Raw genomic sequence first — 23,521 nt, forward strand, 5'->3', positions numbered from 1 at the left:
CCGAAGGCAGGCAGAAAGTAACGAGACGACATGAGCTGGCTGACCGATTACGTCCGACCCAAGCTGCGTGGCCTGCTTCAGCGGGACGTGCCGGATAATCTTTGGACAAACTGCGATTCCTGCGGGCAGATGATGCTCGTCAAGGAAATGGAGCGCTCCCAGAAGGTGTGCCCGCATTGTGGGCATCATATGCGTGCGACGGCAAAGGAGCGTCTGGCCTGGACGTTCGATGGTGGCGAATATACGACCATCGAGCTGCCGAAGATGCCGGTTGATCCGCTGGGGTTCAAGGATTCCAAGCGTTACACCGATCGTCTGAAGGACGCGCGGAACAAGTCTCATCTTGATGAGGGGCTTGTGGTCGCACATGGCCGAATTCAGGGGCAGAAGGCTGTGGTGGCCGTCATGGCGCCTGAGTTCCTGTTGGGAACGATGGGAGCAGGTCTGGGTGAGGCTTTTGTGGCGGCCTGTCGTTTGGCTGTTCTTCAGAAGGCCCCGCTGGTGATTTACACGGCTTCCGGCGGTGCGCGTATGCAGGAAGGCGCTGTCAGCCTCATGCAGATGCCGCGTACAACGATTGGCGTGCAGATGCTTCAGGAAGCTGGTCTGCCTTATATCGTGGTCTTTACGAACCCGACGACCGGGGGTGTGTCAGCGTCTTTCGCAATGCTGGGTGATATTCACATTGCTGAGCCGAATGCGCTCATTGCTTTTGCTGGTCCTCGTGTGATTCAGGACACTGTGCGAGAGAAACTGCCGGAAGGTTTCCAGAGGTCCGAGTACCTGCGTGAGCACGGGATGGTTGATATTGTTGCAAAGCGCTCCGAGCTGCCTGAGCTTCTGGGTCGTGTTCTTGGTATGCTGACTCGCCAAAAGGCGGCTCCGGACGTCGCTGCCTGATGGGTGCCCAGAAGGGGGAGCCGGTTCGGCTGGCTGGTGAATATCAGGGACGGCCGGGCGAGGTTCTTGCCCGGTTGCACCAGTTATATCCCAAGCTGATTGATCTTTCTCTTGGGCGGCTGGAAGTTCTTCTGGCTAAGCTGGGTCATCCCGAACTGCACTTGCCGCCAGTCATTCATGTTGCTGGTACGAACGGCAAGGGGAGCACATGCGCCAATCTGCGGGCGATTGCCGAGGCAGCAGGTCTCCGCGTGCATGTGATGACCAGCCCGCATCTTGTGAGCATTATTGAGCGGTTTCGTCTGGCAGGGAAGCTGGTTGACGAAGATACGCTGGTGGATGCTTTTGAAGAGGTTGAGCGCGTTAATGCAGGTGCGCCCATTACCGTCTTCGAGGTTTTGACGGCCGCAGGTTTTCTTCTTTTCTCTCGCATCCCTGCTGACCTTGTCATTCTTGAAGTGGGTCTCGGTGGACGGCTGGATGCCACAAATGTGGTTCCTAAGCCTGCTGCGTGTGCCATCACGACGATTAGTCTGGATCATCAGGCCTTTCTGGGAGAAACGCTGGAGGCCATTGCTGGTGAAAAAGCTGGGATTATCAAGCCTGCTGTGCCCGTCGTTGTCTCTCCGCAGGCTTCAGAAGCGTTAAATGCCATTCGGTCGCGTGCGGAGGCATTGAAGGCGCCTCTGTGGAGCCTGGGACAGAATGTGCACGTTCGGGTGGATGGTCTAAAGCTGCATTATTCTGACCCGCAAGGTAGCCTTGAATTGCCCTTGCCGGGTTTGAAGGGGCCGCATCAGGCAACAAATGCAGCTCTTGCGATTGCGGCTTTGCGGGTGTCTGGGTTGAATATCCCGTTGAGTGCGTATGAGGGTATTGCCAGAACTGACTGGCCTGCCCGGTTACAGCGATTGCATGGAACGCTTGCTGCTATGCTGCCAGATGGGTGGGAGCTTTATCTGGACGGTGGCCATAACCCTGGTGCAGGTGAGGTGCTGGGGGAAGTGCTTGATGGTTGGAAGGATCGACCTGTTCACATCATTGCCGGGGTCAAGCAGAGCAAGGACGTGAGTGGATTTCTCAAGCCCCTCTTGGCGCGGGCAGCAAGTGTTCAGGCTGTGGCGGAAGTTGACCAGCATCTTGCCACGCCTGTGGAGGAGCTGGTTGCTGCGTCCGGGGGAATCGCAATCGCTGGGCCGACGATTGTCAAAGCTTTGGAGCGTTTGGCTGAAAGTGGGCAAGAGCCCGCACGCGTGCTGATTTGCGGTAGTCTTTATCTTGCGGGCGTTGCTCTTGCTCAGGATGGCTGGGTTTCCGTCTGAGCGAAGTTTTGTCGGACCAGGTCATCCCATTCCTGCATAATGGTCTGGTCCGGCATCCTCGCATCCGCTCTGGAATACCAGTAGCGGGCGTTGGCCAGATCTCCTTCCTGTCGGTGAAGAAGGGCGTGAATACGGTCGTTTGGTCGTATGCCTTCGGCTGATTGCACCAGTTCGTGCGCTTTGGTCCAATTCTGCTTTCCAATCCACCAGAGTGCTGTTTGAGGAAGAGACAGGCCGGTCGGCGGACTGGTGTTCTTAAGGCTTTCATAGAACTGCTCTTTTGAGATCATGTCCTGCGTCCTGATGTAGCGATTAAGAGGCTGACAGGACTGAAAACGTTTTGTCTCGGCAGGAGATGCACATTGAGGCGCTGCTTCTGGAAGATGCTGATGGTAAAAGACTGTCGTGACTATGATCGAATCCTTTCCTTCTCCAGCTGCGTCTGACGCGTCCTCTGATGATGGGGGGCTAGGCGCGCTCCTGCGTCGTTCTCCGCCAGCGAATATCGCGGCAGAGCAGGCGCTTCTCGGAGCTATCCTGACCAATAACAAGGCCTATGAGCGGGTCTCGGATTTCTTGGAGCCCGAGCATTTTGCCGACTCGGTGAATGGCCGGATTTATGAGGCTGTGGCCCGTCGCATTGAGCGTGGCCAGCTCGCTGACCCCGTTACGATGAAGGCCGAATTCGAGCACACGGGTGTGCTGGATGCTGCGGGCGGACCTGCGTATCTCGCCAAACTTCTGACCGCCATGGTGGGGATCGTAAATGCCGGGGATTATGGTCGTGTTGTTCACGATGCATGGGTCCGGCGTCAGCTCATCGATATCGGAGAGACAGTTGTAAACAATGCTTTTGGTGCGCGGCCTGATCTGGATGGTAGTGATCAGATTGCGGCTTCTGAAGAGGCGTTGTTCAAACTGGCGACTGAACGTGGTCAGGAAGGCGGGTTTGTCTCGTTTGGGAAAGCCCTTACCGGAGCTATTGATGTTGCTGAGAAGGCCTTTCTACGGACGGGCGATGTTGTTGGCCTGACGTCCGGACTGCGGGATCTGGATAAAAGGACGGGTGGGTTGCATCCGTCTGATCTCTTGATTCTCGCTGGGCGTCCGGCCATGGGAAAGACAGCGCTGGCGACGAAAATTGCGTTCTCGGCTGCGCGTTCGATCATGAGAGACGCTGAAGAGCGTGGAGAAAAGCCTCACGGCTCCGTCGCTATCTTCTCTCTTGAAATGTCATCTGAACAGTTGGCGACGCGTATTCTGTCTGGCGAGGCAGAAGTATCGGGTGAAAAAATTCGTCGTGGTGATATCGGACAGAAAGAGTTTGATCGGTTTGTCCGGGTGTCTCGTGAATTGCAGAAGCTGCCACTTTACATTGACGATACGCCGGCTATTTCGCTTTCCGCGATGAGAACGCGATGCCGAAGGTTGGCGCGAACGCAGGGGTTAAGCTTGGTCGTTGTGGATTATCTGCAATTGATGCGTCCTGCGATTGGGACCAAACCGGACAGTCGTGTGTTGGAAATTTCAATGATTACACAGGGCCTGAAAGCAATTGCGAAAGAGCTCTCAGTGCCGGTTATCGCATTGTCTCAGCTGTCTCGTCAGGTTGAATCCCGCGAAGACAAGCGACCGATGTTGTCGGATCTTCGTGAGTCTGGCTCTATTGAGCAGGACGCGGATGCTGTGATGTTTGTGTATCGTGATGAGTATTATCTGCAGCAGCGGATGCCCAAAGATAGTGCATACGATAGCAACGAGAAGTTTCAGGCAGCGACTGAAGAGTGGCAACGGAAAATGGCCCTTGTGCATAACAAGGCTGAGTTGATTCTTGAGAAGCAGCGACATGGTCCGACTGGAATGGTCCAGTTGTACTTTGAGGGAGAGTATACCCGGTTCGGAGATTTGGATACGATCCACGAATAAGAATTGGAAAGCGGTCTTCGGACCGCTTTTTTTATGTCCGAGTATCACCCGAGATCGAATCTCGAAACGGGAATTAACATCCAAGAAATGTCTGCTTTCCAGATTCACGGAAGGTATCAAAGATTGGCAACATTTTGTTGCATTCTAATTTTTGGTACAGAAGCGAGTTAAAAAAAAATCGGTTCCGCAATGTGATGCAAGTTACGGAAACCAACAGTTTTCATCATGTCAGAGTGCTGTGAGAGGGGGGGTGGTTAGGGGGCACGTTTCCCAAGCGGGGAGTACACGCAAGCTCCGCAATGGCAATGAGCCATATTTGCTTCTTGACCTAGTGGCATATTGCCATTAATTTATCGTTAATCGGCGGTTGTCGTGGGGATGGCTGCTGAGGAAGGAAGGGGGCCGGTTGATGCGTTGTGTTTCGCTGATAGCTGGAAACGTTTCTGATTTGTTCATTCCATCGCCGAGGCAGGTTTGCTGCACTACGACGAATGGGGGAGCGTTCGAATGCGGATTGAAGTCAGCGAAGACACTATCAGTGCAGATCCTCGTCTGGTCTCGTGGGCTGATCAGGTATGTCAGAAGTCGTGCTTTTGTCCCTGTCGGGAGCCATGTCTTGCCGCTGGAGCACCAACTCTGGGTGCAGGGCAGCCAGCCGCAGGGCCAGTTCTTCGTCGGTACGACCGTTCAGGACGCCTTTCAGAAGAAAATCTGTCGAGACGCGGAGGCGGTTCGAGAGAGCGGCGATGAGGAAGACGCTGGGCGCGCGATCGCCACGCTCAATCTTGTTGAGGGTGGAGGCATCTACTCCCAGGAGTCTGGCACATTCGCTCTGGTTGGGAATAACGAGTTCCCTCGCCCAGGCGATACGTGTTCCGATAGCTCGCTGGAGGATAGTCAGGGAGTCCGAGCGCTTGTGTTTGGCCATGTGGCCTTTTTAGCAATGGCTTTATGCCAAATCCAGAAGAAGTTTTTTTTCTTATTGCCTATGGCATTTTGCCAAAAATCAAATTTGCAGCATGAAGGAAGTTAGAATGAGGCAGATGAGTGAAAGCCAGACTCCTCGTCGGGTATCTGCCAGCGCCATTGCAGCCATGTTGGCGGCTGACAGTTGGAAGCCTCTCCATAAAGAGGCGCGTAATCGTTCGATGCGCAAGGCTAAAAAGATTGCAAAGGTATCGGGCGGCACTCCGAAAAGACTGGTCGTGGATCGTGAGAGCGCTGAGGCTCTGCCGCCAGGGCACCCTGTGAGCTGGAACGCTTTGTGGGGCGCTGATCGGGTTCCGCAGTTTCCTGTTTTGGCTCCGATGGGGGCTTCTGCGATTTGGGAAAGTATCCACTGATGCAAACGTTAATTCGGGAAATCCCTCCGGTGACCATTGCCCGCCATATGAAGCCCACTCCAGAACGCTTTCAGCATCATGAAATCGTGGAGCGAAATGGGGTGCATCGTGTCGTTAACACAGTGCATTCGATGTATGAGGCGGGCGACATTGGGGACGACGAGGTTTCTGCTGCAGATCGGTGGTACCGGGAGTATCTCTTTGCAACGATTGGTATTGTGGAAGAAAAACCGTCAGATGGCCGTTTTCGTGAAAAGGGCGATATGCACACGTGGATGATTGGCCGTGGCAAGTGCTCGGTTCGGATTTCGGAAATTCGTGAGAGGTTGGGATTGTGCGGGCACGTGCGTCTTGAAATGATGCTGGCGAGAGAAATGTCTTTTTCTGCGATGGCACGTCATCTTTATCCCGGCCTTTCTGAAGGACGGGCGCGTATGAAAGTTTCGGCGCAATGTGCATTGCTTCTTGAGCAACTTTCGTATGCGTACGCAAATATGAAGAATAAAATTTAAATCTATCAGAAAAGTATTGAATTTCGAACGCGATTATTGCATAAGAAAAGTACATTGAAGATATCTTATTTCAAAAGGCCAGCTCAATTTTGAGTTTGGCCTTTTTTATTTGGAAGAGCTTCTAGTGTTGGAACGATTTCACATTTCTTCCGGATCAGGCGTCCTTTCCGGTCACCAAGTTATGGTTGTTATTCTTGGGGATGGTTTAGATGTCGTCGCGTGCCCTTTGGTGAATGCTGAGGAAGCGCTTCATCGGGCAGATTGTTCTCTTGAATGGCATGAATTGGTGGACGCAGGGCTCACGCGGCTTGATGTGCGTTGTCGAGCTATTCCCTGTCGGCGAAAAACTCTTTCGCTAAAGGCCCTTGGATGCGTGAGCGAGGCGACCAGAAGCCGTTTGGAAGTTATGGCGCAGCGGGAGCAGCGATTACGATTACAGGAAGTTCCCAGAACACATTTTCCAAGGAAAAAGCCCATACATGCTGGGCAAAAACACGAGGCTTGGCTTGATGGATGGTCATTGAAAAGCCGACGTGAAGCAGAGCTTCGGATTGATTGACGCTCAGAGTCGGGAAGGGAATGGACAAATGAGCGAGACACAGAGTGAGAAGCAACGGATACGCCATGGGCGATCTCGCCAGCGCAAGGAACAGTTTCTGAAGCATCTTGCTGCCAATGGAAATATCTCTGCAGCTGGCCGTTTTGCAGATGTTCAGAGAAGCACGCTGTATCATTGGAAAGAGACGGACCCTCACTTCGCATTTCTTTGGGATGATGCTTTGGAGGAAGCGGCAGACGCCCTGGAAGCTGAAGCCCGGCGTCGCGCTGTCGAAGGATATGACGAGCCAATTACCTATGGTGGAAAAATTATTTGCAACCCCGAGACGGGAAGCCCGCTCGTCAGGAAAAAATATAGTGATGGTCTGATGGCGTTCCTTTTAAAGGCACATCGACCGTCTCGTTTTAAAGCCGGACATACCGAAGACCAGACAGGTTCCATTTCCATCTGTATCAGCCATGACGACAGCGCCCTTTAGACTGAATGATGCACAAAGCGAGGCTGTTCGTTTGTTGGGAGGGCCTGCCCGTCATATTTTATTAAGGGGTGGCTCACGCTCAGGCAAAACGTTTGTGTTGATCCGAGCCGTTATTATTCGAGCGTTGAAGGTTCCAGACAGTCGTCATGGTATTTTTCGTCACAGATTAACGGCTCTTAAGGCGTCTGTTTTGCGGGATACGTTCCCGAAGGTCATGCAGTTCTGTTTTCCGCGGATTCGGTGGAAGCTGGATCGGCAGGACTGTGTCGTGACGTTCTCCAATGGGTCTACCATTCTGTTCGGCGGTTTGGATGATGAGCAGCGTACCGAGAAAATTCTGGGTCTTGAATTTGCGACAGTTTATCTGAATGAGGCGAGCCAGATCAGTTATGGCGCGCGGAACATGTTGCTGACGCGCCTGGCGCAGAAATGTGACTTGGTGAACCGTGAATATATTGATGCCAATCCGCCGAGTGTTGGTCATTGGCTGTACGCGCTTTTCGAGTTGGGAATAGAGCCGAAATCGGGGCAACCCATTTCGGATCGTTCCTTATATGGCACGATGATTCTTAATCCGCATTCTAACAGGGATAATCTGGGAGAGGATTATCTTGCAGCGCTGGAAGCGTTGCCGGAACGGGAGCGGCGACGGTTTCTTCATGGCGAATACCAGGTTGCTGTTGAAGGGGCGCTCTGGCGGATTGAGTCGTTCAGACGCGAAGCTGCTGTTGCGGCTCAGACGCGGATGGATATCGCTTCACGCATGCGGCGTATTCTGGTGTCGGTTGATCCTTCGGGAGCCTCTGGTCCGGAAGATTATCGATCGGATGAAATCGGAATTGTTGTCTGCGGCGTGGATGCTGATGGTGTCGGACATGTTCTGGAAGATCTTTCTGCCAGAGACAGTCCGGCAGGATGGGCGGCACGGGCATTGCATGCTCTGGATGACTGGCGGGCGGAGCGGATTGTTGCCGAACGAAATTTCGGTGGCGCACTGGTAGAGAATACCATTCGGAGTGTGCGAGCGACTGCGCCGGTTCGGCTGGTCACAGCAGCGAGAGGCAAGGCTGCGCGGGCAGAGCCTGTGGCGGCGCTCTATGAGATTGGCAAGGTGGTTCATCATGGGCGCTTTGAAGCGCTTGAGGATCAGCTCTGTCATTTTTCAGTCAGTGGATATCGAGGGCCCCGGTCTCCGGATCGGGCGGATGCGATGGTCTGGGGACTGAGTGAACTGATGCTGTCTGACAGCAGCAGTATGGCGGGCTGGAGCCCGTCAGCATTTTCGTTGGCGCGCTGACCGGCTTCTGGGCTGCAGGCGGGCTTTAGCATTGGAGAATTCATGGACTGGTTGTCCCTGCAACGGCGGTATGCCGTGCCGGCGGGTGCGTCTGCGCGCACAGCACGCCTGCTGGCGTTAAAGCGCGTTCTGGACGGTACGCAATATGATGCCTTGCCTCATCCGTTCTCGCTGGAACGATCAGGGGCGGGGGAATACATTCCGCTTTCGAATAGACGACCATCTGTCCGGAGTAATTTATGCCGAACGGTTGTCGATGAATCCGTCTCGTTACTTTTTGGCGATACGCACTGGCCCAGTCTGATTACGGATGATGTGCGAGTTGCGGAGGCCATGAGTGTTTTCGCCGCACAGACGCGTTTAGCATCAATGATGATGGAGGCCGCAACGTGTGGCTCCATTGGCTCTGTGGTGGTTCTTTTTGAGGTGTCGGCCGGCGTGCCGAAGCTTTCGGTTCTCGATACGGCTTATCTGACGCCGGCCTGGGATGATGCCAGTGGCGAGCTTTTGCGTGTTGAGGAACGGTTTCTTGTTCGAGGCCGGGATCTTGCTGCGCAGGGTTATCCAATTGGCGAAGATCTACTGGGTGCGCAATTCTGGTGGCAGCGGATTTGGACACCAATGGATTGTGCAGTTTCCGTACCCTGGCTCGTCGGGATGGACGGTGGGGTTCGGGATGAAAGCCGGTCCGTGCGTCATGGGCTGGGTTTTGTGCCGATTATCTGGATCCGCAACCTGGGGGGTGTACATGGGCGCGACCCGGAAGGAGAGTGCACTTTTGAACGGGCGATCGATACGGTCATTGAGGCGGACTACCTTCTGTCTCAGGCTGGGCGGGGTCTGAAATACGGCTCTGATCCGACGCTGGTTTTGAAGACTGGAGGTTTTTCGGATGGTGTGGCTCACCAAGGCGGAGCGTCGTCGGCTCTGACGTTGCCTCCTGAAGGGGATGCCAAGCTTCTGGAAATTAACGGCAATGCCGCAGGGGCCGTGCTCGAGCACTATCGGGAACTGCGGCAAATTGCGTTGGAGCAACTGCACGGCAACCGGGCGCATGGCGATCGGATTTCAGGCGTGCAGTCTGGCAAGGCCATGGAAATGATGTGCCAGCCTCTGATCTGGCTGGTGGATCGGCTGCGGCATTCTTATGGCGAGAATGGACTTTTGGCTGTTTACCGAATGGCCTGCCGTTTTTCCTGTGTACTGGAAAACGGTCTGCGGTTGGGTGGGGCTTTGGTGAAAGACCTCCCTTATTGTCGCATGGCATTGAGGTGGCCCGCCTGGTTCCCTGCAACGGATCCGGAGCTTCTGTCTCTGTCGCAGGGGCTGGTGACAGCTGTTTCCAGCGGGATTCTGAGCCGAGAGACGGCTGTCAGAATGTATGCGACGGCATCTGGAAATTCTGACCCCGGGGCAGAATGGCGTGTGCTTGAACAGTGGGTTGCGCCGGATGAGGCGTGACGTTGAACGGAGGGAAAATATCCGTGTCTGAAGAAACTATTGAGGGTGTGGAGGCTCTGCGTCAGGCGCTTGCTCAAGCGCAGGATGAGGTCAAATCCGTTCGTCGGGAAATGGCGGATGCTGTTGCCCGGCAGGAAGATCTGCAGCGATCGCATGAGGAAATTGTGTCTCGTGTGAAGCAGGAAAGTGACCGTGAAATTATGGTTGCGGCTCTGCGGTCAGAGGCTGTTCGTTTGGGCGCGTATAATCCTGAAGATGTTGTTCGTCTGATTGATATGGGCGGTGTTACCCGCACTGAGGATGGCGCGGTTGTGGGAGTGATTGAGGCTTTGGAACAGGCGCGGCAGGAGCGTGCATATCTGTTCGGAGAAATTGTGCGGCCCGGATATTCGAGTGGCACAACGGTTGGGTACCCGGCACCGAAGCCTGGCGGCATTGAACCTTTTGATGCGCGCGCAGCTACTGAAGCTGATTACGAAGCGCGCAAGTGGCAGTTTCTGGCCCGGGCCTGATAGTTCGACAGTGAATTAAATATTTGACCGGCCAAATATGCCGGAATTTTTCATAAATATTTACGGAATGACATTCATGAGCATCGAAAATTTTCCAGTTCAGCTTCAGGCCGCTATTCAGCAGGGTTTTCTGGCACGGGAGTTTGAAAACGGCCTCAAATCTCGACTGGGATTTCGACAGGTTGCTGACCGCGAGATTTTCCCTAACGCTATTGGTGAAACTCTTACAAAGACGCGTAAGAGTCTGAAGGCTCCTGTTACGACACCGCTGAATCCAACGGGCAATACCAACTTCGATAATGGAATGAGCCCTGCTGGCTGGTCTGTTGAGCAATACACTCTTTCGATCAATCAGTATGGCGACACGATTGATCTGAATATGGTGACGAGTGGTGTCGGGATTGCATCGCAGTTTCTTGCAAATGCCAACACCAATGGTGTTCAGGCCATGCAGTCTCTGGATCGGCTGGCGCGCAATACGCTGTTTGGTGGAGCTCAGAATGGAGTAGGTGGTTATCTGGGTGGCAATACGCGCGTTAGTGTTGCACTTGATGCTGAAGGCGACACCATTCAGGTTGATGACATTCGGGGATTTCAGTCCGTCATCGTTAATGGTCAGGTTACGCTGATTGGATCCAGCAATGGCATGACTGTGACAGTTGGTTCGGATGTATACACGCTTGTTCGCGTGGTAGCGGATGCAACCAATGTTTCCACGGCGCCCGGTGGAATTTCCGGGCAGATGACATTCTCCGCCAGCGTGTCCGTTGCGGATGGTGCCGTTGGGCAGCCGGTGGTTGCGGCAACGGCACCGAAGGTGATCCGTCCGAATGGCCGTCTGACAACGGCAGCTCTACAGACGGCGAGTGCAAACGGTCTCGCGGATACGCTGGGTATTCAGCAGGTTCTGGCTGGCGTCGCGACGCTTCGCCGTAACAATGTTCCTATGATCAATGGGGCATATCATTGTTATCTGGATGATATTCAGCTTCTATCGCTGTTCCGTGACGATGATTTCAAGCATCTTTATCGGGGGGCATACAGTTCGGAAGAGTATCGTTCCGGACAGGTGATTGAGCTGCTGGGTGTTCGGTTTATTCCGACCACAGAGGCCCCTCAGCAGCTTTCTCTTGGTGCCGGTCCTATTCATCGTGCTCTGCTGTTGGGTCAAGGGGCTCTGATCGAGGGTGACTGTGCGCTGACCGGCCATTCGGACATCCCAGACGCTGATCGCGCACTGATTGAGATGGTGGATGGGGTTGCAATGGTGACGCGCGAGCCACTGGATCGACTGCGCCAGATTATCGCTCAGTCCTGGTACTGGATTGGGGGTTTCGCGCTACCGACGGATGTGACGGCAGATACAAACGTTATTCCCACGGCGACGAACAGCTATCTCAAGCGTGGCGTTATCATTGAGAGCCTGGGCACGGATGCACTTGGCATGACCTTCTAAGCTGATTTCGAACCCCCATGATTCCATGGGGGTTCTTCTGGTGGAGGAGGATTATATGTCTGGGACTGCAAGCCTTTCCTCGGGCCCATTGACGGACGGGGAAAAGGTCGATGTTCGGCGATTTTGCGGGTATCCGGCAATTGGATCGCGGGAGACAGGGCAGGAATCCTGGCGCTTCTTTCAGGTTGAGGGAGCGTTGGAATGGCGGATTAACAGCTTGTCTGGCGCAGAACTGCAGCAGGTGCGTTTGTACCTTTCACAGCTTTACCCGTTGGAAACGGCTCTTTTGGGGGCATCTGAAAATCTGGATACGGCACAGGCTGCGAGTTGGTATCACAACGGTCATGAAGTGCGTGATCGCGTGATGCTTCTGACGTTATGGCGTCGGCGTTTATGCGCGTTTCTCGGGGTGACAGGCGGTTTGGAATTGCAGGATGGCCGATTGGTCATCATCTGAAGGGGGCATGATGCGGGCGGAACAGATCGCGTCCAGACTTTGTCGAGGGTATGCAAAAGCGGCAGGGATTTTAGGTCACTCCGGAGAGCAATACCGGCCGGATAATCCGTTATCTCCCATGCAAAATATTTATGCACACCCGATGCTCGCTTTTGATTCGAGTGCTGACTTTACATTCTCCCGATCCCCCAATTGGGGTTGGGTTATGGAATATGTGCTTACGGATTGCCGTGAAGATACTGTGGTCGGAGATATTCTGACTTGCGGGGGAAATACGTTTTTTGTTGCGGCAGTGGATGACCTTCGACCTCCGCTATGTGTGGCATGTAATCGGACTGTGGAGATCAGTGGCGTTTCTGGGACGCAAGGGAACATCGTTGAGGAATGTCCTGCTGCGATTGTTTTGCGGTCTAAAGGAGAGGGGTCTGGGAGTGGCATTCCGGGCTCAGCCAAGCCTGGGCAGTTTGTCATGTATTTACCGCGGCTGCCGGGCATCGTGTTGCAACCCTATATGACGGTCACGACGGACCTGGATACGACGTACACGATTAATGCTGCCGAGATGTCGGACTGGGGTTTGCGTTGCACCATGTCTCTGCAACAGGTCTGAGGAGAGAAAAATGGCGGATGCTTCTCAGGTCGGATTGGCTCTGGCTTATGTGTGTGCGGGAATTTTATATCCAGAAGGGCTCGAAAAGCCGTCTGTAACGGGACGGCAGACGATCGTTCGTCGCGGGTGGCTTTTACCGAGTGATATATTTGCAGCTCAAAATATTCGGAACAATACGGATTTCCTGACGGTCACACTGGCACCTCAGAAAGGTGTTGTTGTGCCAGAGCCTTTGGGGCGCCCCTGGCAGGTTCAGGCGCGTGTTCTGCCCACGGTGTCAGTGAAGCAGAGTGCGCAAGCTGTTTGCATTGCTTTTCCTTCTGATGGGGTGTCTTCAGGTGTTGTCGGTGTTTGGTACGAGGCTGGGAAAACTCAGATTTCTGCCGCCTATGCCGTGACTGAGCAGGACACGCCTGAAACTGTAGCTTTGGCTTTGGCCGGGCAACTCCCAAAAGGTCTTGCAGACGGAAATTCTGTGCAGGTTCCGGGGCATAACTTAGCCGGAAACGTTGTTGGCTATGGCCAGTCCGTAAGGGTGAACCGCCGACAGAATCAGCGGTATAGGGTTTCGCTCTGGACGGCTGATTCTGGTGTTCGGGATACGCTTGGACAGTCTCTGGATACTGAGCTGGCTGAGAAGAGCTGGATTTCTACGTTGGATGGCGGGCAGGCACAGCTTAGGTTCGTGAGTGTTGAGGACATCGATACGATGCAAAATCAGGCATTGTATCGACGGGATTATTTGTACGAGCTGGTTTTTGACACCCTGCAGGTTCAGTGGTCGTCTGACATGATGTTTGGGGCCGGGACTGTTTCTGCTGGTGATCAGGTTAGCAGTTTCGGCGCAATCGAGCCTGCTTTTGATAATAGTGTGGTTCTGCATGCTCTTGAGGCAATGCAGGCTGCACAAACTTCTCAGGCAGCTCAGAATTCATATCCGGGAATGATGGTCAATCAGTTTGGGACTGTCGTCTGTCAAAGCCATTAAAAATAGAATCGATGTAATAGAGAAAAATTAATTGTTCTTTTATTGAAACAATTTACTGTATTTTTTGGAGGAAATATCGGCGGATGTCTCTGGTTTATCAGGCGGGTACGCTGAATACGACTGCGCTTACGGTTCCTAACCTTTATGTACAGATTGCGCAGCCACAGCCGCTGGGACTGACGGGTGCCTCTTCATCGAAGCTGGGTATCGTTGGAACGGCAGGATGGGGCCCGGTAGGGCTTCCAGTGCCAGTGGGTGGCATGAGTGATTATCTCTCTGCTTTTGGGAGTAAGCAGAACAAAACGACGGATGCAGGGCTGGCTGTAAATATTGCGGCTCTGCAAGGAGCGTCATCGTTTGTTGTCGTGCGTGTAACAGATGGAACAGATGCAAACGCAACGGCCTCTTTGGGAGGCGTTACACTCAGTGCTGTTCATACCGGCGCTGCTGGTAATGCTATCGTTGTGAGCCTGACCGCAACGGGGGCGGGTTATGGGCTGGCAGTTTCGCATCCGGTTCTTGGAGCAGCAACTTATTCAGGTGCGACATGGAACATCCTGGAAGCTGCTGTCGCGCAGGATCTGTCAGCTCTGGTGACGATCCATTTGCCGGATGCAGTTCCTGATCCTGTTCCCGGAAGCGTGACGCTGTCTGGAGGACTAGATGGTGGGGCGCCTGATACGTCGGCTTTTCTAGGGAAAGACGATATTATTCGGACGGGTATGTATGCCCTGAGGGGGCAGGGATGTGCCGTTGCCACCCTTCATGGCGTGACAGATAGCACGTCCTATTCGTTGCAGGCGGCATTTGGCCTCGGTGAAGGGGTCTATATGGTGGCGGCAAGCCCCGCATATGACAGTGTAAGCAATGCAGTGTCCGTCAAAGCCGCCAGCGGTCTGGACTCTTCAGCTGTAAAGTTGATGTTTGGTGACTGGATCTGGTGGAACGATGACGTCAATGGCATGATGCTTGTCAGCCCTCAGGCATTTGCTGCAGGCATTCTTTCTGCACTTTCACCTGAACAGTCGAGCCTGAACAAAGCACTTTCCGGTATTGTTGGAAGCCAAAAAGCAGGGTTAGGGGGAAGCAGAGCAACCTATTCCACGGCCGAACTGTCTACACTGTTTACGGCTGGGATCGATGTTATCTGCAATCCGGCGCCGGGCGGGACTTACTGGGCAGTAAGGTGTGGTCACAATACGTCAAGTAAAGCGACGGTAAATGGAGATAATTATACCCGCCTGACCAATTATATTGCGTCATCCCTTGCTGGTGGCATGGGAGCGTATGTCGGACAGGTCGTGAATGACACACTCTTTTCCGATATTCGCTCGACCTTGCTGGGTTTCCTGTCGTCCTTGTTGTCTCAAGGTATTTTGGGTGTTCAGAATTCTGAACTGCCTTACCGCGTTGTTTGCGATAGTTCGAATAATCCCCAGTCGCGGACTGCGTTGGGATATGTGCAGGCTGACGTGGCTGTGCGGTACCAGGGCATCAATGAAAAATTTGTGGTGAATTTGCAGGGTGGCACCTCCGTGACGGTGACGACTGCGGGTGGGAGCGTCTGAGCATGGCAAATCCTTACAGTATTGGTCGTGACTGCCGGATTACAGTTCTTTGGAACGGCCAGCGGGTTGATTTGCGTGATGTCACGTCTTTCGGGGCATCACAGGAGACGCATGCTCTGCGAGCAAGTCCGCTTAATGGCATGCCGATCGAGTTCAATGTTCCGAATGGCTGGCGTGGTTCGTTTCAGATCGCACGTGCGAGTGCGGCGCTGGACAATCTGGTTGCTGCTATTGAAGCTGCTTACTGGAATGCTGGAACGGTTGGGAGCGGTACAATTTACCAGTACGTGACAGAGCCTGATGGCACGACAAGTACGTGGGAGTACACGAACGTGTCCATCAAGTTGAAAAATGATGCCTGGCAGTCGGATCAGATGGTTCATCAAACGGTGCAGTTCTTTGCATCAACGAGGGCAAAGATTTCATGAGTATGCTTCCGAAAGAAGTTCGTCTTGCTGATGGACGATGTCTTTCTCTGAAAGAGATCGATCCTGCGGATATGCTGGATCTGATTGAGGCGGCAGGCTCTGCTGTGACTGGTGCTTCGGCTGCTGCATGGTTGGGCTATGCGGAAATGATCTGTTCAGTTACGGCTATCGACGGTGTTCCAGTGCAGATGCCGGGTACGAAAGAAGAAATTCGTGATCTGGCGCGCCGTATCGGTAAAGGTGGAATTGCAGTGCTTTATCCATGTTTTCATCAGGATACTGATGAAAACATGGTGGTCGCTACAGCAAAAAACTGAGTAGGCACTCTGCGTTTCAGGAGATGCTTTATCTTCTGGATCATGGGGTGCCATGGAATTTGTTGAAGTCGTGGTCTCGCGCAAGGCGGATGGCTGCGTGTGTTGTGACGGCAGAGCGTGCAGGTCATGTCTTTGACTGGGACCAAAGACAGTACCGAGAATAGGTATGCATACGGATAAATTGTGGAAAGGCGTTCTTTCGTCAGGAATGTTATTTTGCCGGAATGTGTTGCGACGATCTTTGCTAGAGGGAAGGACGGCTGTCATTCCCACAGTGAGTTTTTTTAAGAGCCGCGAGAAAGGAAATTTGGATTTCCCGAGATTATCGATGGCTTCTTTAATACCTCGCGTGACGTCAGCCGGGAGCTTTTCCTTCTCGAAAAGTGGTCCAGAGACACATGTCGAAGGCACATTAGAAAATGCTCCAAAACTTGTAAGAAATAAAAGAAGCATTTTTAAAATGGAGCCTAAGCAAGAAAGTCTCGTGCATATTGTGCAGGCTAAATTGGAGAAATATGGCCAAGCTGTATCACAAAAAATTCGAGATAATATGCAACTGGACGGCACGGAAAATTTTTTTATCAAGCCGGGAAGATTAAGCGCGGCCTCACCGGCGAAGAATTTTTTTTCTGCAAGAAGCCCGGGGCAGCACTGCCGCGTGGCACCTCATGTTTTTTCCCGTAATACGCCAGATTTAGTGGGTTCTCGCCCTGATATTTGGAAGTCAGCAATCAATACCCGGTCTGTCCCTGTTCTAAAATCTGGTGTGCGAGACCTGGAAGGTTGTTCAGCAATTTCATCACAGTTCCTTCCAATATCGTTGGGAAAATTGGGGCGGATACGGCAGCCTGAATTTGAAGAAAATACCTTACCCCACACATTTCACTCCTCCCGATCAGGAATGCCCCCTTTGGGTGAAGAGCAGCGCAAAGACATCAGCGCTTTTGGAAAAATGAGCCGTCTTGCTGCGCGACGTGCAACGGGAGGCGTCGATGAAATTCAATTTCCCCAATATCCAGGTTGTAGTATTGGAATTGGATGAGATCAGAGGAGAGCCGCAATGAGTGTAACGCTCTCTGCCATTGAAAACGTGATCGGTTCCATCGGTCGTTTAGGGACGTCTGCGCCAGTTACCCTTGGCTCACTTGTACTGAGCGGTATTGAAGTTCCTGACGGACTTGAGGTTGGTGGCCATCAAATGATGGTCGTGCATAAGCTTCCCGGAGGCGAGCGTGTTGTTGATACGCTTGGAAACGACCCTGGCCGACTGGAATTGCGAGGGCGTTTTTTAGGGCCGAACGCACAGGTCCGAGCGCAAGCCGTGGAGCGGATGCGCATTTCGGGCCAGCCTGTCGCTTTTTCTGCGGCAGGTATGGCAAGTGATGTTTGGATTGCTCGCTTTGTTTATTCATATGAAGCGAAGGGGGCTGTCTGCTCCTATGAACTGACGTTGGAACGGCCAGCGGAAGCCACTGATTTTGGGACAAACCAAAGTTCACTCACAGGCATTCTAGGAAATGATACTGAGAGTGGGCTCAAGACTGTTTCAGATATGGTAGCGCGTATTTCGGAAGGCGTTTTTACAGGCACTGGGCAAGTTAATTCCATCGTAGGCCAGCTTATGCCATTGGCCACTTTAGTAGGGGCGGGGGGAGCTGCGGCCAAGGTTGTTGATGCTCTGGGTATGGCAAATACCTTGGGCCAGAGTGGTTCTAATCTTGCTGCTACTCCGTCCAGTATGGCCGCGATATCCCATCAGCTTACGACCGCGGGGAGTGGGTTGATGTCCATCATGGAGAGCACAGGAAGCAATCTGGAAAGTGTCGCGATTGCGGATACATCGTCTCTGGGTGCAGTTGCCGGGAGTGCCGGTTTGCTTAGTGCAGCATCCGATACTGGCGGTCTGGTTAATCATTCTCTGGCGTATGTCCGTGGTTCTCAAGGTGCTTCCGGGCTATTGCCGATAGTGCACGCGTGAGGAATTATGAAAAATATTGTTGTAACGGCAGCTGATATTTCGCTGTTTCATGTTGCGGCGCGTGAACTGGGAGATGCTTGCCAGTGGTGGAGAATTGCTCAGACCAATGGGCTATCAGATCCAGATTTAAGCAAAGTTGAAACAGTCCAACCTCTGAAAATTCCGATGAAAGGCCTTACGCTCTCATCAGGGCTTCCCAATGAGGAGGGAGGATGACCACGCGCCAGATCGAAGTTCGAATTTTATGGGATGGAATAGAAAATCCGGATCTTGCGCTTAAAAGTTTCGAACTGGATTCTAATAGATATGAGTCTTGCGATACGGCAGTTTTGACGTTCGCAATAAAGAGGCAGAGGGTTAGAGAGGCACCGTTCTGGTTTGAACAAGATATACCTTCAAGCCCGTGGATTTCTGTTGAAATCAGGGACAATAAAATTTCTTCAGGATGGACCGTTCTATTTCAAGGGCGTGCAGATCATGTCCGGAATGTTGACGAGCATTCTCTTGTCGAAATGGAGTGTCGGGATGCTCTTGCGGCACTTATAGACCTTCGCGTGCAGGATTCCTGGCTTAACCATACGGGATCTGATCTGCTGCAGGATATTGCCAGAAGCGCTACACTTGAAACCCGGATTTCTCTTCCTGACGATGGCTCTGACCATATGATGGGTCAGTTTTGGCAAGTAGAGCATAAGAGGGGTGCCCTTCTGTCGCAGCATCGCTTTCAGACGGCGGCAGATCTGGCCTTTGCCGTTGCGAGGGATGCGTTGTGTGACCTTTATGTAGATGGAAAAACGCTTGTCTGTCAGCCGTCTTACGTAGACGAAGACACCGCTGAAATTATTGATGTTCGAAATGCCGTATTTGAGACAGATGTTTCTCGAGATCTTCAATTGCTCACGGGTATTGTGGTGCATATGGCATCCTGGGATTCTCGCCAGAGAAGCAGCACGCATATTTATTATGATGGAAAAACATTTTCCCAGGATGCACCATCAGATGTGACTGTACTCCACAGCTTTCGTGTGCCGGGCCGTCGTTTGGAAGATCTGCGTCGGCTGGCTCGTGGTAAGTATGAGCGTATTTCTGCACATGCACTGTCAGTCCGTATTTCAATGCCCGGTATTATGGGGCTGCGCCCACGGCAATTTATAAAGATTTCACTGGGGACAACGGAGCCGACGCTGGGTGTGGATCAGGTTGTTTCCCGGTTTTCTGTGAATGATGGATTTATTCAGCGTGTGGTTTTGCGTAGCCGGAGAAGTGGGGCATGAGTGATACGCGAATGCTAGCTGCCGCCCTTGCGAACCGAAGCGCGCACGCTGTCCTTGGAATTGTGTCCGCAGTTGATCCTTCGAACCATGCCATCAAGGTCCGTATCCAGCCCGACAATGTGGAAACCGGTTGGATACCTGATGTGGGGGGCGTACAGGCCGGAAATCTGCGTGTTTCTTGCCCATCTGAACCAGGGACCCACGTTGCCTTGTTACCCCTTGAAGGGGATGGTGAGCATCTGATTGCTATCGGGGCTGTTTTTGACACGGTTGTGACTGCGCCCGTCTCTCCCGCTGATGCGCAGGCTATTCAGCCAGGGGCCATGCTGATCAGGGCAGGATGCGGCGCACCTCCAACAGAAACAAACGGCAAGGTTGGTGATGTAAATCCTCAGGCTGGTTGGTGTCAGATTGGCTCTGACGGGGTGATCCTGGGGGCAGGCAATGCGCGCCTACATATCGCAGAGAGTGGTGTCTCACTGACGATAGGCGACGTAACGGCTGTGCTTTCTGCAAATGGTCTGAAGGTTTCTGGTGGTGATATTCAAACAGATCAGCACTCGTTGACGCAGCACGTACATCTGATGGGTAGCCAGACGACAGGGGGACCTGTTGGATGAGTTCCATCGGTCATTTGTGTGGCGGTGATCTGCTGCTGGAGAACGGTGGCTTACAGGTTATTTCCGGGGCTGCCGAAACACGTCAGAGGCTTTTAAGGCGCTTGTTAACCAATCCTGGTGATTACATCTGGCAGCCGGAATACGGGGTAGGTTTGCAAAGCATGGTTGGGGAAGTTGTTGTTCCAGCCGTCATGCATGCTGCCATTCGGGGGCAGGTTCTCAAGGACCCTGGAGTTGATTCCGGTCATTCTGTTGATGTGACTGTGAGTGCTGCCGATAACGGGCTTTGCCTTTGCCATATCTCCTATGTCGATGCTGACACGGGGCAGCAGCAAAAACTGGATTTTTCCGCCTAAATAAGAAGCGCAGAGCTATGTTCTGCGCTTCCGGAGGACGTAATGTCTCTTTCTCTTCGCTCGTTTGCTACGACGGTTTCCACCGCCGTGGCGACGGCGCAGTCTTCCTGTGCGCAGCTTTTGGATGGCTCTGTTGGATCGCCCGTACGGGCGCTGATGGAAGGTGTCGGTGGCATAGGATTATGGCTGCAATATCTTGTTTTACAAACCTTGCTCCGCACACGTCTGGCAACCTCCTCTGCTGAGGATTGCGACAGTTTTGTCGAAGATTTCGGGATGATGCGTTTACCCGGAACAGCATCGACCGGGATGGTGACAATGATGTCATTTTCGCCATCCCAGCAATCGGCAGTGATTGTGCCAGGAGCCATTGTCCGCACTGTTTCTGGCCTCTCATTCGCAGTGATCAAAGATAGCAATCTGCCTGTCTGGTCCGACGTTGCAGGCGGGTATGTTCGGCAGACGGACATGCAGAGCATATCGGTTCCAGTTCAATGTCAGCTTGCGGGATCAAATGGTAACGTATCTGTTGGTGCGCTCTGTCTGATGGGCACAGCTATTTCCGGCATTGACACTGTTACAAATCCAGCGGCTTTTCTTAACGGCGCCGACCAGGAGACGGATGCGCAGCTGCGTGCGCGTTTTCCTCTGTGGCTTGCTGCAAAAGCATCTGGGTGCAGAGCAGCCGTTGGGAATGCTGTTGCGGGTGTTCAGACAGGATTATCGAGTTTGCTTCGAGATGGTGTTGCTGCTGATGGAACTGCGCAGACCGGGTATTTTACGGTCGTCGTGAATGACGGAAGTGGCTCGCCATCGGACGCGCTCCTGACACAGGTTTATGAGGCTGTTGACGCTGTTCGGGCCTTGGGAGTCGGCTTTGCCGTCAGACCTCCCCAGACGCTTGCGGTGAATGTGTCCATGACAGTCGTAGTGCCAATGTCGGTTGTGGTTCAGCAGGCTGCAACAGCGATTGAGAATGCCCTTAGCTTGGACATTGCAGGCGCAGTAGTTGGTGCAGGTTATGCCTATAGCCGTCTGTCATATCTAGCGTATGTCGGGGCCGGTGTGACGGTTACCTCCGTTCTGGATGTCCGCCTGAATGGCGGGCAAGCCGATATTGCTGCGAATGGCGAGCAGGCACTGACAGTCGGCACAATTCAGGTCAACGTTCTTCAGAACTGACCAAACAGGCCCCCTGCTAACTGTATCGGGGCAGAAGGAAGGCTATGCCTGTTTTCAATACATACCCGCGGCTTGACACGTTGACGGGCGATGAAGTTCTGGTGCTGGCAGATTCCAGCGGCCATCAAACCATTACTGCAACGGCTTCCCAGATTGCAGGTGCTCCAGCAGTTTCCCAGCCGAGTGGGGCATTCTATCAGGATAAAGGAGCAAAAATCAGCCGTTTTGCTGATCGTGTTCTGATCGGGGATGCCGCAGCTAATCCGGGACTGAGCGATCGGGATGCAGCGTCTAAAAACGAGTGGCTATCCCAGACAATGGGAGCCACCTCGATTGGGCCCTGGGCATTGCAGGACGCGCAATGCGCTTCGGTAGCACAGTTTGGAAATAGTGCTTTTGTGGCAGCGTCCCGGACATCTGATGCAAAAACGGCACCAGATATTTTAGGGTTTCAGCCAAGTACGATCGGCATTGCGTCATGGGGTGTCGCTGATGACACTTCTGCACCTACGACCACGACAGCCTACGCTTATTATGGAGAAGCGTGGCGTCTTGCTGGTGTAAATTATCAACCGACTTTTGTCATGGAACTTGAAGCGGTCAATTTTGGTGGTTTGGCGATTGGTCAGTCTACGCCGTATGCCCCCAATGTCGGCGGTGGTGTTTATGGCATTCAGCTCGGTGCGGGTGGTGGTCAGACCTCGGGTACTTCCGATGCTGCGGCAGGGGTCGTTTTTGTTTCAAACCCTGACGCCTGGCAGGTCGGTATTGTTTTCGGCGCGACGGCTTTAAGCGGCACAAACGGGACAGATAATGGATATGCCTCCGCCCTGTCTCTTGCGCGTAATCATGCTCTGGAGTGGCATACGCCGGAAGTTGTTAGTGGGGTCTCTGGTGGTAATGTTGGAGCATTTGTCCGCTCTACCGTGACAGAGCGTTCGAAAGGCGTACGACAGGATTTTGTCGATAATGGAATTCTGTTCAGCAATATCGAAGGACAGACACTCTTTTCAGTCGCAAGTGCTGTGGCACCCAACAACACGTTGCAGGTCCAACCTGGGACAGGCACTCAAGCGGCTGGTCTGTATGTGCAAAGTGGCGAAAACGGATCGTCAAACCTTGGTTTGTTTCCGGAAGAGGGAGGGCAGTTGCAAATCTCTTCCCCGGTAACGAATGCGGCAGGCACACTTCCCGCCACAGTGGGGGGCGGCTTTTTGCATATCAGCGTCAATGGAACGGATTATCGTATCCCGCTGATGACTCCAGAGCAGGCTGGAGGTTGAAGCATGGCCAGATTGTACGACCGCCAGAAAGTGGTCCTTCAGGCGACTGATGGGAAAATTCTTTTGGATACGGGGGTGGTTCCCGGGTCAGTCGATGATTTTGCGTCGAGGTTGAGAAGCCTTCTGCCTGTCGGCTGGTTCTCAGCAGCGCCTCAGGATCTGGAGGAGGAAACTGCACCAGTTCTTGTCGCGGTTCTGAGGGGATTTTCAGCCGTTCTGGCTGGAATATGGACATTACTTGATGAATGTCAGCAGCAGACACGCCTCATAACGATGAGTGGCCCATTTCTGGATATGCTGGCGGCTGATTATTTTGGACCGGCTGGTTTAACGCGTCGCACTTCGGAGCTGGACAGGGACTATCGCACCCGCATCGTGTCCTCTTTGGTGGCGCAAAAGAATACGCGTGCATCTGTTTTCAACGCGCTGCTGTCAATCACAGGTGTCGCGCCCACTATTCTCGAACCTCTGAATGCAGCGGATTGCCATGCATTGGCGTCACTCGCCGCTCCTGCCGGTGGAGGAGGTTATGGTTATGGGAGCGCAGGGTTGCGATACGGCAGCCGGCATGGTGGCCAGTTCTTCGTGGAGACAGCGCTGGGGCACGCAGCTGATGCCCACGTAATTTACCAAACAATTGAAAAAACGGCAGCCAGCGGCATAACCGGCTGGGTCAAGGTGAGCAAATAATGGA

27 protein-coding genes are annotated in these 23,521 nt (G+C 53.2%); 25 read left to right on the forward strand and 2 right to left on the reverse strand.

From position 1 onward, the window contains the following. Positions 1–30: 30 nt before the first annotated feature. Positions 31–900 carry an acetyl-CoA carboxylase, carboxyltransferase subunit beta gene (accD, locus tag HK24_RS01750; protein WP_086633071.1) on the forward strand — a complete coding sequence of 290 codons (870 nt, stop codon included), beginning with the start codon at positions 31–33 and terminating at the stop codon, positions 898–900. Next, positions 900–2,222, forward strand: a complete 1,323-nt coding sequence (locus tag HK24_RS01755; protein WP_086633072.1) for a folylpolyglutamate synthase/dihydrofolate synthase family protein — start codon at positions 900–902, stop codon at positions 2,220–2,222. The genes accD and HK24_RS01755 overlap by 1 nt, the downstream gene beginning before the upstream one ends. Here the strand turns inward: HK24_RS01755 and HK24_RS01760 are convergent. Then, positions 2,198–2,512 carry a hypothetical protein gene (locus HK24_RS01760; protein ID WP_086633073.1) on the reverse strand — a complete coding sequence of 105 codons (315 nt, stop codon included), beginning with the start codon at positions 2,510–2,512 and terminating at the stop codon, positions 2,198–2,200. The two genes, HK24_RS01755 and HK24_RS01760, sit on opposite strands and share 25 nt — an antisense overlap. Before the next feature lie 121 nt (positions 2,513–2,633). Here HK24_RS01760 and HK24_RS01765 point away from each other — a divergent pair, with 121 nt between their 5' ends. Continuing rightward, the gene (locus HK24_RS01765) at positions 2,634–4,148 is read left to right on the forward strand and encodes a replicative DNA helicase (protein WP_046900301.1); all 1,515 of its coding nucleotides are present in this window, start codon (positions 2,634–2,636) and stop codon (positions 4,146–4,148) included. A gap of 535 nt (positions 4,149–4,683) precedes the next feature. Here the strand turns inward: HK24_RS01765 and HK24_RS01770 are convergent. Next, the gene (locus HK24_RS01770; protein WP_046900300.1) at positions 4,684–5,076 is read right to left on the reverse strand and encodes a helix-turn-helix domain-containing protein; all 393 of its coding nucleotides are present in this window, start codon (positions 5,074–5,076) and stop codon (positions 4,684–4,686) included. Between the two features lie 106 nt (positions 5,077–5,182). Here HK24_RS01770 and HK24_RS01775 point away from each other — a divergent pair, with 106 nt between their 5' ends. From HK24_RS01775 to HK24_RS01880, 22 genes are all read left to right on the forward strand, one after another. Then, positions 5,183–5,491, forward strand: a complete 309-nt coding sequence (locus HK24_RS01775; RefSeq protein WP_064274272.1) for a hypothetical protein — start codon at positions 5,183–5,185, stop codon at positions 5,489–5,491. Next, positions 5,491–6,003, forward strand: a complete 513-nt coding sequence (locus tag HK24_RS01780; protein WP_086633074.1) for a hypothetical protein — start codon at positions 5,491–5,493, stop codon at positions 6,001–6,003. Before HK24_RS01775 ends, HK24_RS01780 begins: the two co-directional genes overlap by 1 nt. A 587-nt stretch (positions 6,004–6,590) precedes the next feature. Continuing rightward, positions 6,591–7,040 (forward strand): hypothetical protein, encoded by a 450-nt coding sequence (locus tag HK24_RS01790; RefSeq protein WP_086633075.1) that lies wholly within the window; start codon positions 6,591–6,593, stop codon positions 7,038–7,040. Beyond that, positions 7,021–8,337, forward strand: coding sequence for a phage terminase large subunit (locus tag HK24_RS01795; protein WP_198942036.1), 1,317 nt, complete (start codon positions 7,021–7,023; stop codon positions 8,335–8,337). Before HK24_RS01790 ends, HK24_RS01795 begins: the two co-directional genes overlap by 20 nt. A 42-nt stretch (positions 8,338–8,379) precedes the next feature. Further along, positions 8,380–9,798: a phage portal protein gene (locus HK24_RS01800; protein WP_086633076.1), complete on the forward strand. Its 1,419-nt coding sequence runs from the start codon at positions 8,380–8,382 to the stop codon at positions 9,796–9,798. A 23-nt stretch (positions 9,799–9,821) separates the two neighbouring features. After that, the gene (locus HK24_RS01805; protein ID WP_233125942.1) at positions 9,822–10,310 is read left to right on the forward strand and encodes a phage scaffolding protein; all 489 of its coding nucleotides are present in this window, start codon (positions 9,822–9,824) and stop codon (positions 10,308–10,310) included. Positions 10,311–10,386: 76 nt separating this feature from the next. Then, a complete protein-coding gene (locus tag HK24_RS01810; RefSeq protein ID WP_086633144.1) occupies positions 10,387–11,766 on the forward strand; it encodes a DUF4043 domain-containing protein in 1,380 nt (459 codons plus the stop codon). A 55-nt stretch (positions 11,767–11,821) separates the two neighbouring features. After that, the gene (locus HK24_RS01815; RefSeq protein WP_064274306.1) at positions 11,822–12,223 is read left to right on the forward strand and encodes a hypothetical protein; all 402 of its coding nucleotides are present in this window, start codon (positions 11,822–11,824) and stop codon (positions 12,221–12,223) included. A 118-nt stretch (positions 12,224–12,341) separates the two neighbouring features. Continuing rightward, positions 12,342–12,833 carry a hypothetical protein gene (locus HK24_RS01820; protein WP_233125944.1) on the forward strand — a complete coding sequence of 164 codons (492 nt, stop codon included), beginning with the start codon at positions 12,342–12,344 and terminating at the stop codon, positions 12,831–12,833. A 10-nt stretch (positions 12,834–12,843) separates the two neighbouring features. Then, positions 12,844–13,821: a hypothetical protein gene (locus HK24_RS01825; RefSeq protein ID WP_086633078.1), complete on the forward strand. Its 978-nt coding sequence runs from the start codon at positions 12,844–12,846 to the stop codon at positions 13,819–13,821. A gap of 83 nt (positions 13,822–13,904) precedes the next feature. Next, a complete protein-coding gene (locus tag HK24_RS01830; protein ID WP_086633079.1) occupies positions 13,905–15,389 on the forward strand; it encodes a phage tail protein in 1,485 nt (494 codons plus the stop codon). Positions 15,390–15,391: 2 nt separating this feature from the next. Continuing rightward, entirely contained in the window at positions 15,392–15,817 is a 426-nt protein-coding gene (locus tag HK24_RS01835; protein ID WP_086633080.1) for a hypothetical protein, read from the forward strand. Continuing rightward, positions 15,814–16,134: a hypothetical protein gene (locus tag HK24_RS01840; RefSeq protein ID WP_086633081.1), complete on the forward strand. Its 321-nt coding sequence runs from the start codon at positions 15,814–15,816 to the stop codon at positions 16,132–16,134. Before HK24_RS01835 ends, HK24_RS01840 begins: the two co-directional genes overlap by 4 nt. A gap of 166 nt (positions 16,135–16,300) precedes the next feature. Then, positions 16,301–17,176, forward strand: coding sequence for a hypothetical protein (locus HK24_RS13395; RefSeq protein ID WP_143412281.1), 876 nt, complete (start codon positions 16,301–16,303; stop codon positions 17,174–17,176). A gap of 18 nt (positions 17,177–17,194) precedes the next feature. After that, positions 17,195–18,112, forward strand: coding sequence for a hypothetical protein (locus tag HK24_RS01845; RefSeq protein WP_086633082.1), 918 nt, complete (start codon positions 17,195–17,197; stop codon positions 18,110–18,112). Positions 18,113–18,118: 6 nt separating this feature from the next. Beyond that, positions 18,119–18,328: a hypothetical protein gene (locus HK24_RS01850; RefSeq protein ID WP_086633083.1), complete on the forward strand. Its 210-nt coding sequence runs from the start codon at positions 18,119–18,121 to the stop codon at positions 18,326–18,328. Between the two features lie 338 nt (positions 18,329–18,666). Continuing rightward, positions 18,667–19,386: a hypothetical protein gene (locus HK24_RS01855; protein WP_233125946.1), complete on the forward strand. Its 720-nt coding sequence runs from the start codon at positions 18,667–18,669 to the stop codon at positions 19,384–19,386. Beyond that, on the forward strand, positions 19,383–20,006 hold the full coding sequence (locus tag HK24_RS01860; protein ID WP_233125948.1) for a baseplate assembly protein: 624 nt from the start codon (positions 19,383–19,385) through the stop codon (positions 20,004–20,006). The genes HK24_RS01855 and HK24_RS01860 overlap by 4 nt, the downstream gene beginning before the upstream one ends. Next, positions 20,003–20,362, forward strand: a complete 360-nt coding sequence (locus HK24_RS01865) for a phage tail protein (RefSeq protein WP_086633085.1) — start codon at positions 20,003–20,005, stop codon at positions 20,360–20,362. The genes HK24_RS01860 and HK24_RS01865 overlap by 4 nt, the downstream gene beginning before the upstream one ends. 42 nt (positions 20,363–20,404) lie before the next feature. Beyond that, on the forward strand, positions 20,405–21,544 hold the full coding sequence (locus tag HK24_RS01870; RefSeq protein ID WP_086633086.1) for a baseplate J/gp47 family protein: 1,140 nt from the start codon (positions 20,405–20,407) through the stop codon (positions 21,542–21,544). 44 nt (positions 21,545–21,588) lie between these two features. Beyond that, positions 21,589–22,827: a hypothetical protein gene (locus HK24_RS01875; protein WP_086633087.1), complete on the forward strand. Its 1,239-nt coding sequence runs from the start codon at positions 21,589–21,591 to the stop codon at positions 22,825–22,827. A gap of 3 nt (positions 22,828–22,830) precedes the next feature. Beyond that, positions 22,831–23,517 (forward strand): hypothetical protein, encoded by a 687-nt coding sequence (locus HK24_RS01880; protein WP_086633088.1) that lies wholly within the window; start codon positions 22,831–22,833, stop codon positions 23,515–23,517. The last annotated feature ends 4 nt before the right edge of the window (positions 23,518–23,521 follow it).

This window comes from Gluconobacter sp. DsW_058, assembly GCF_002153615.1.
In the GTDB taxonomy this organism is placed as follows: domain Bacteria; phylum Pseudomonadota; class Alphaproteobacteria; order Acetobacterales; family Acetobacteraceae; genus Gluconobacter; species Gluconobacter cerinus.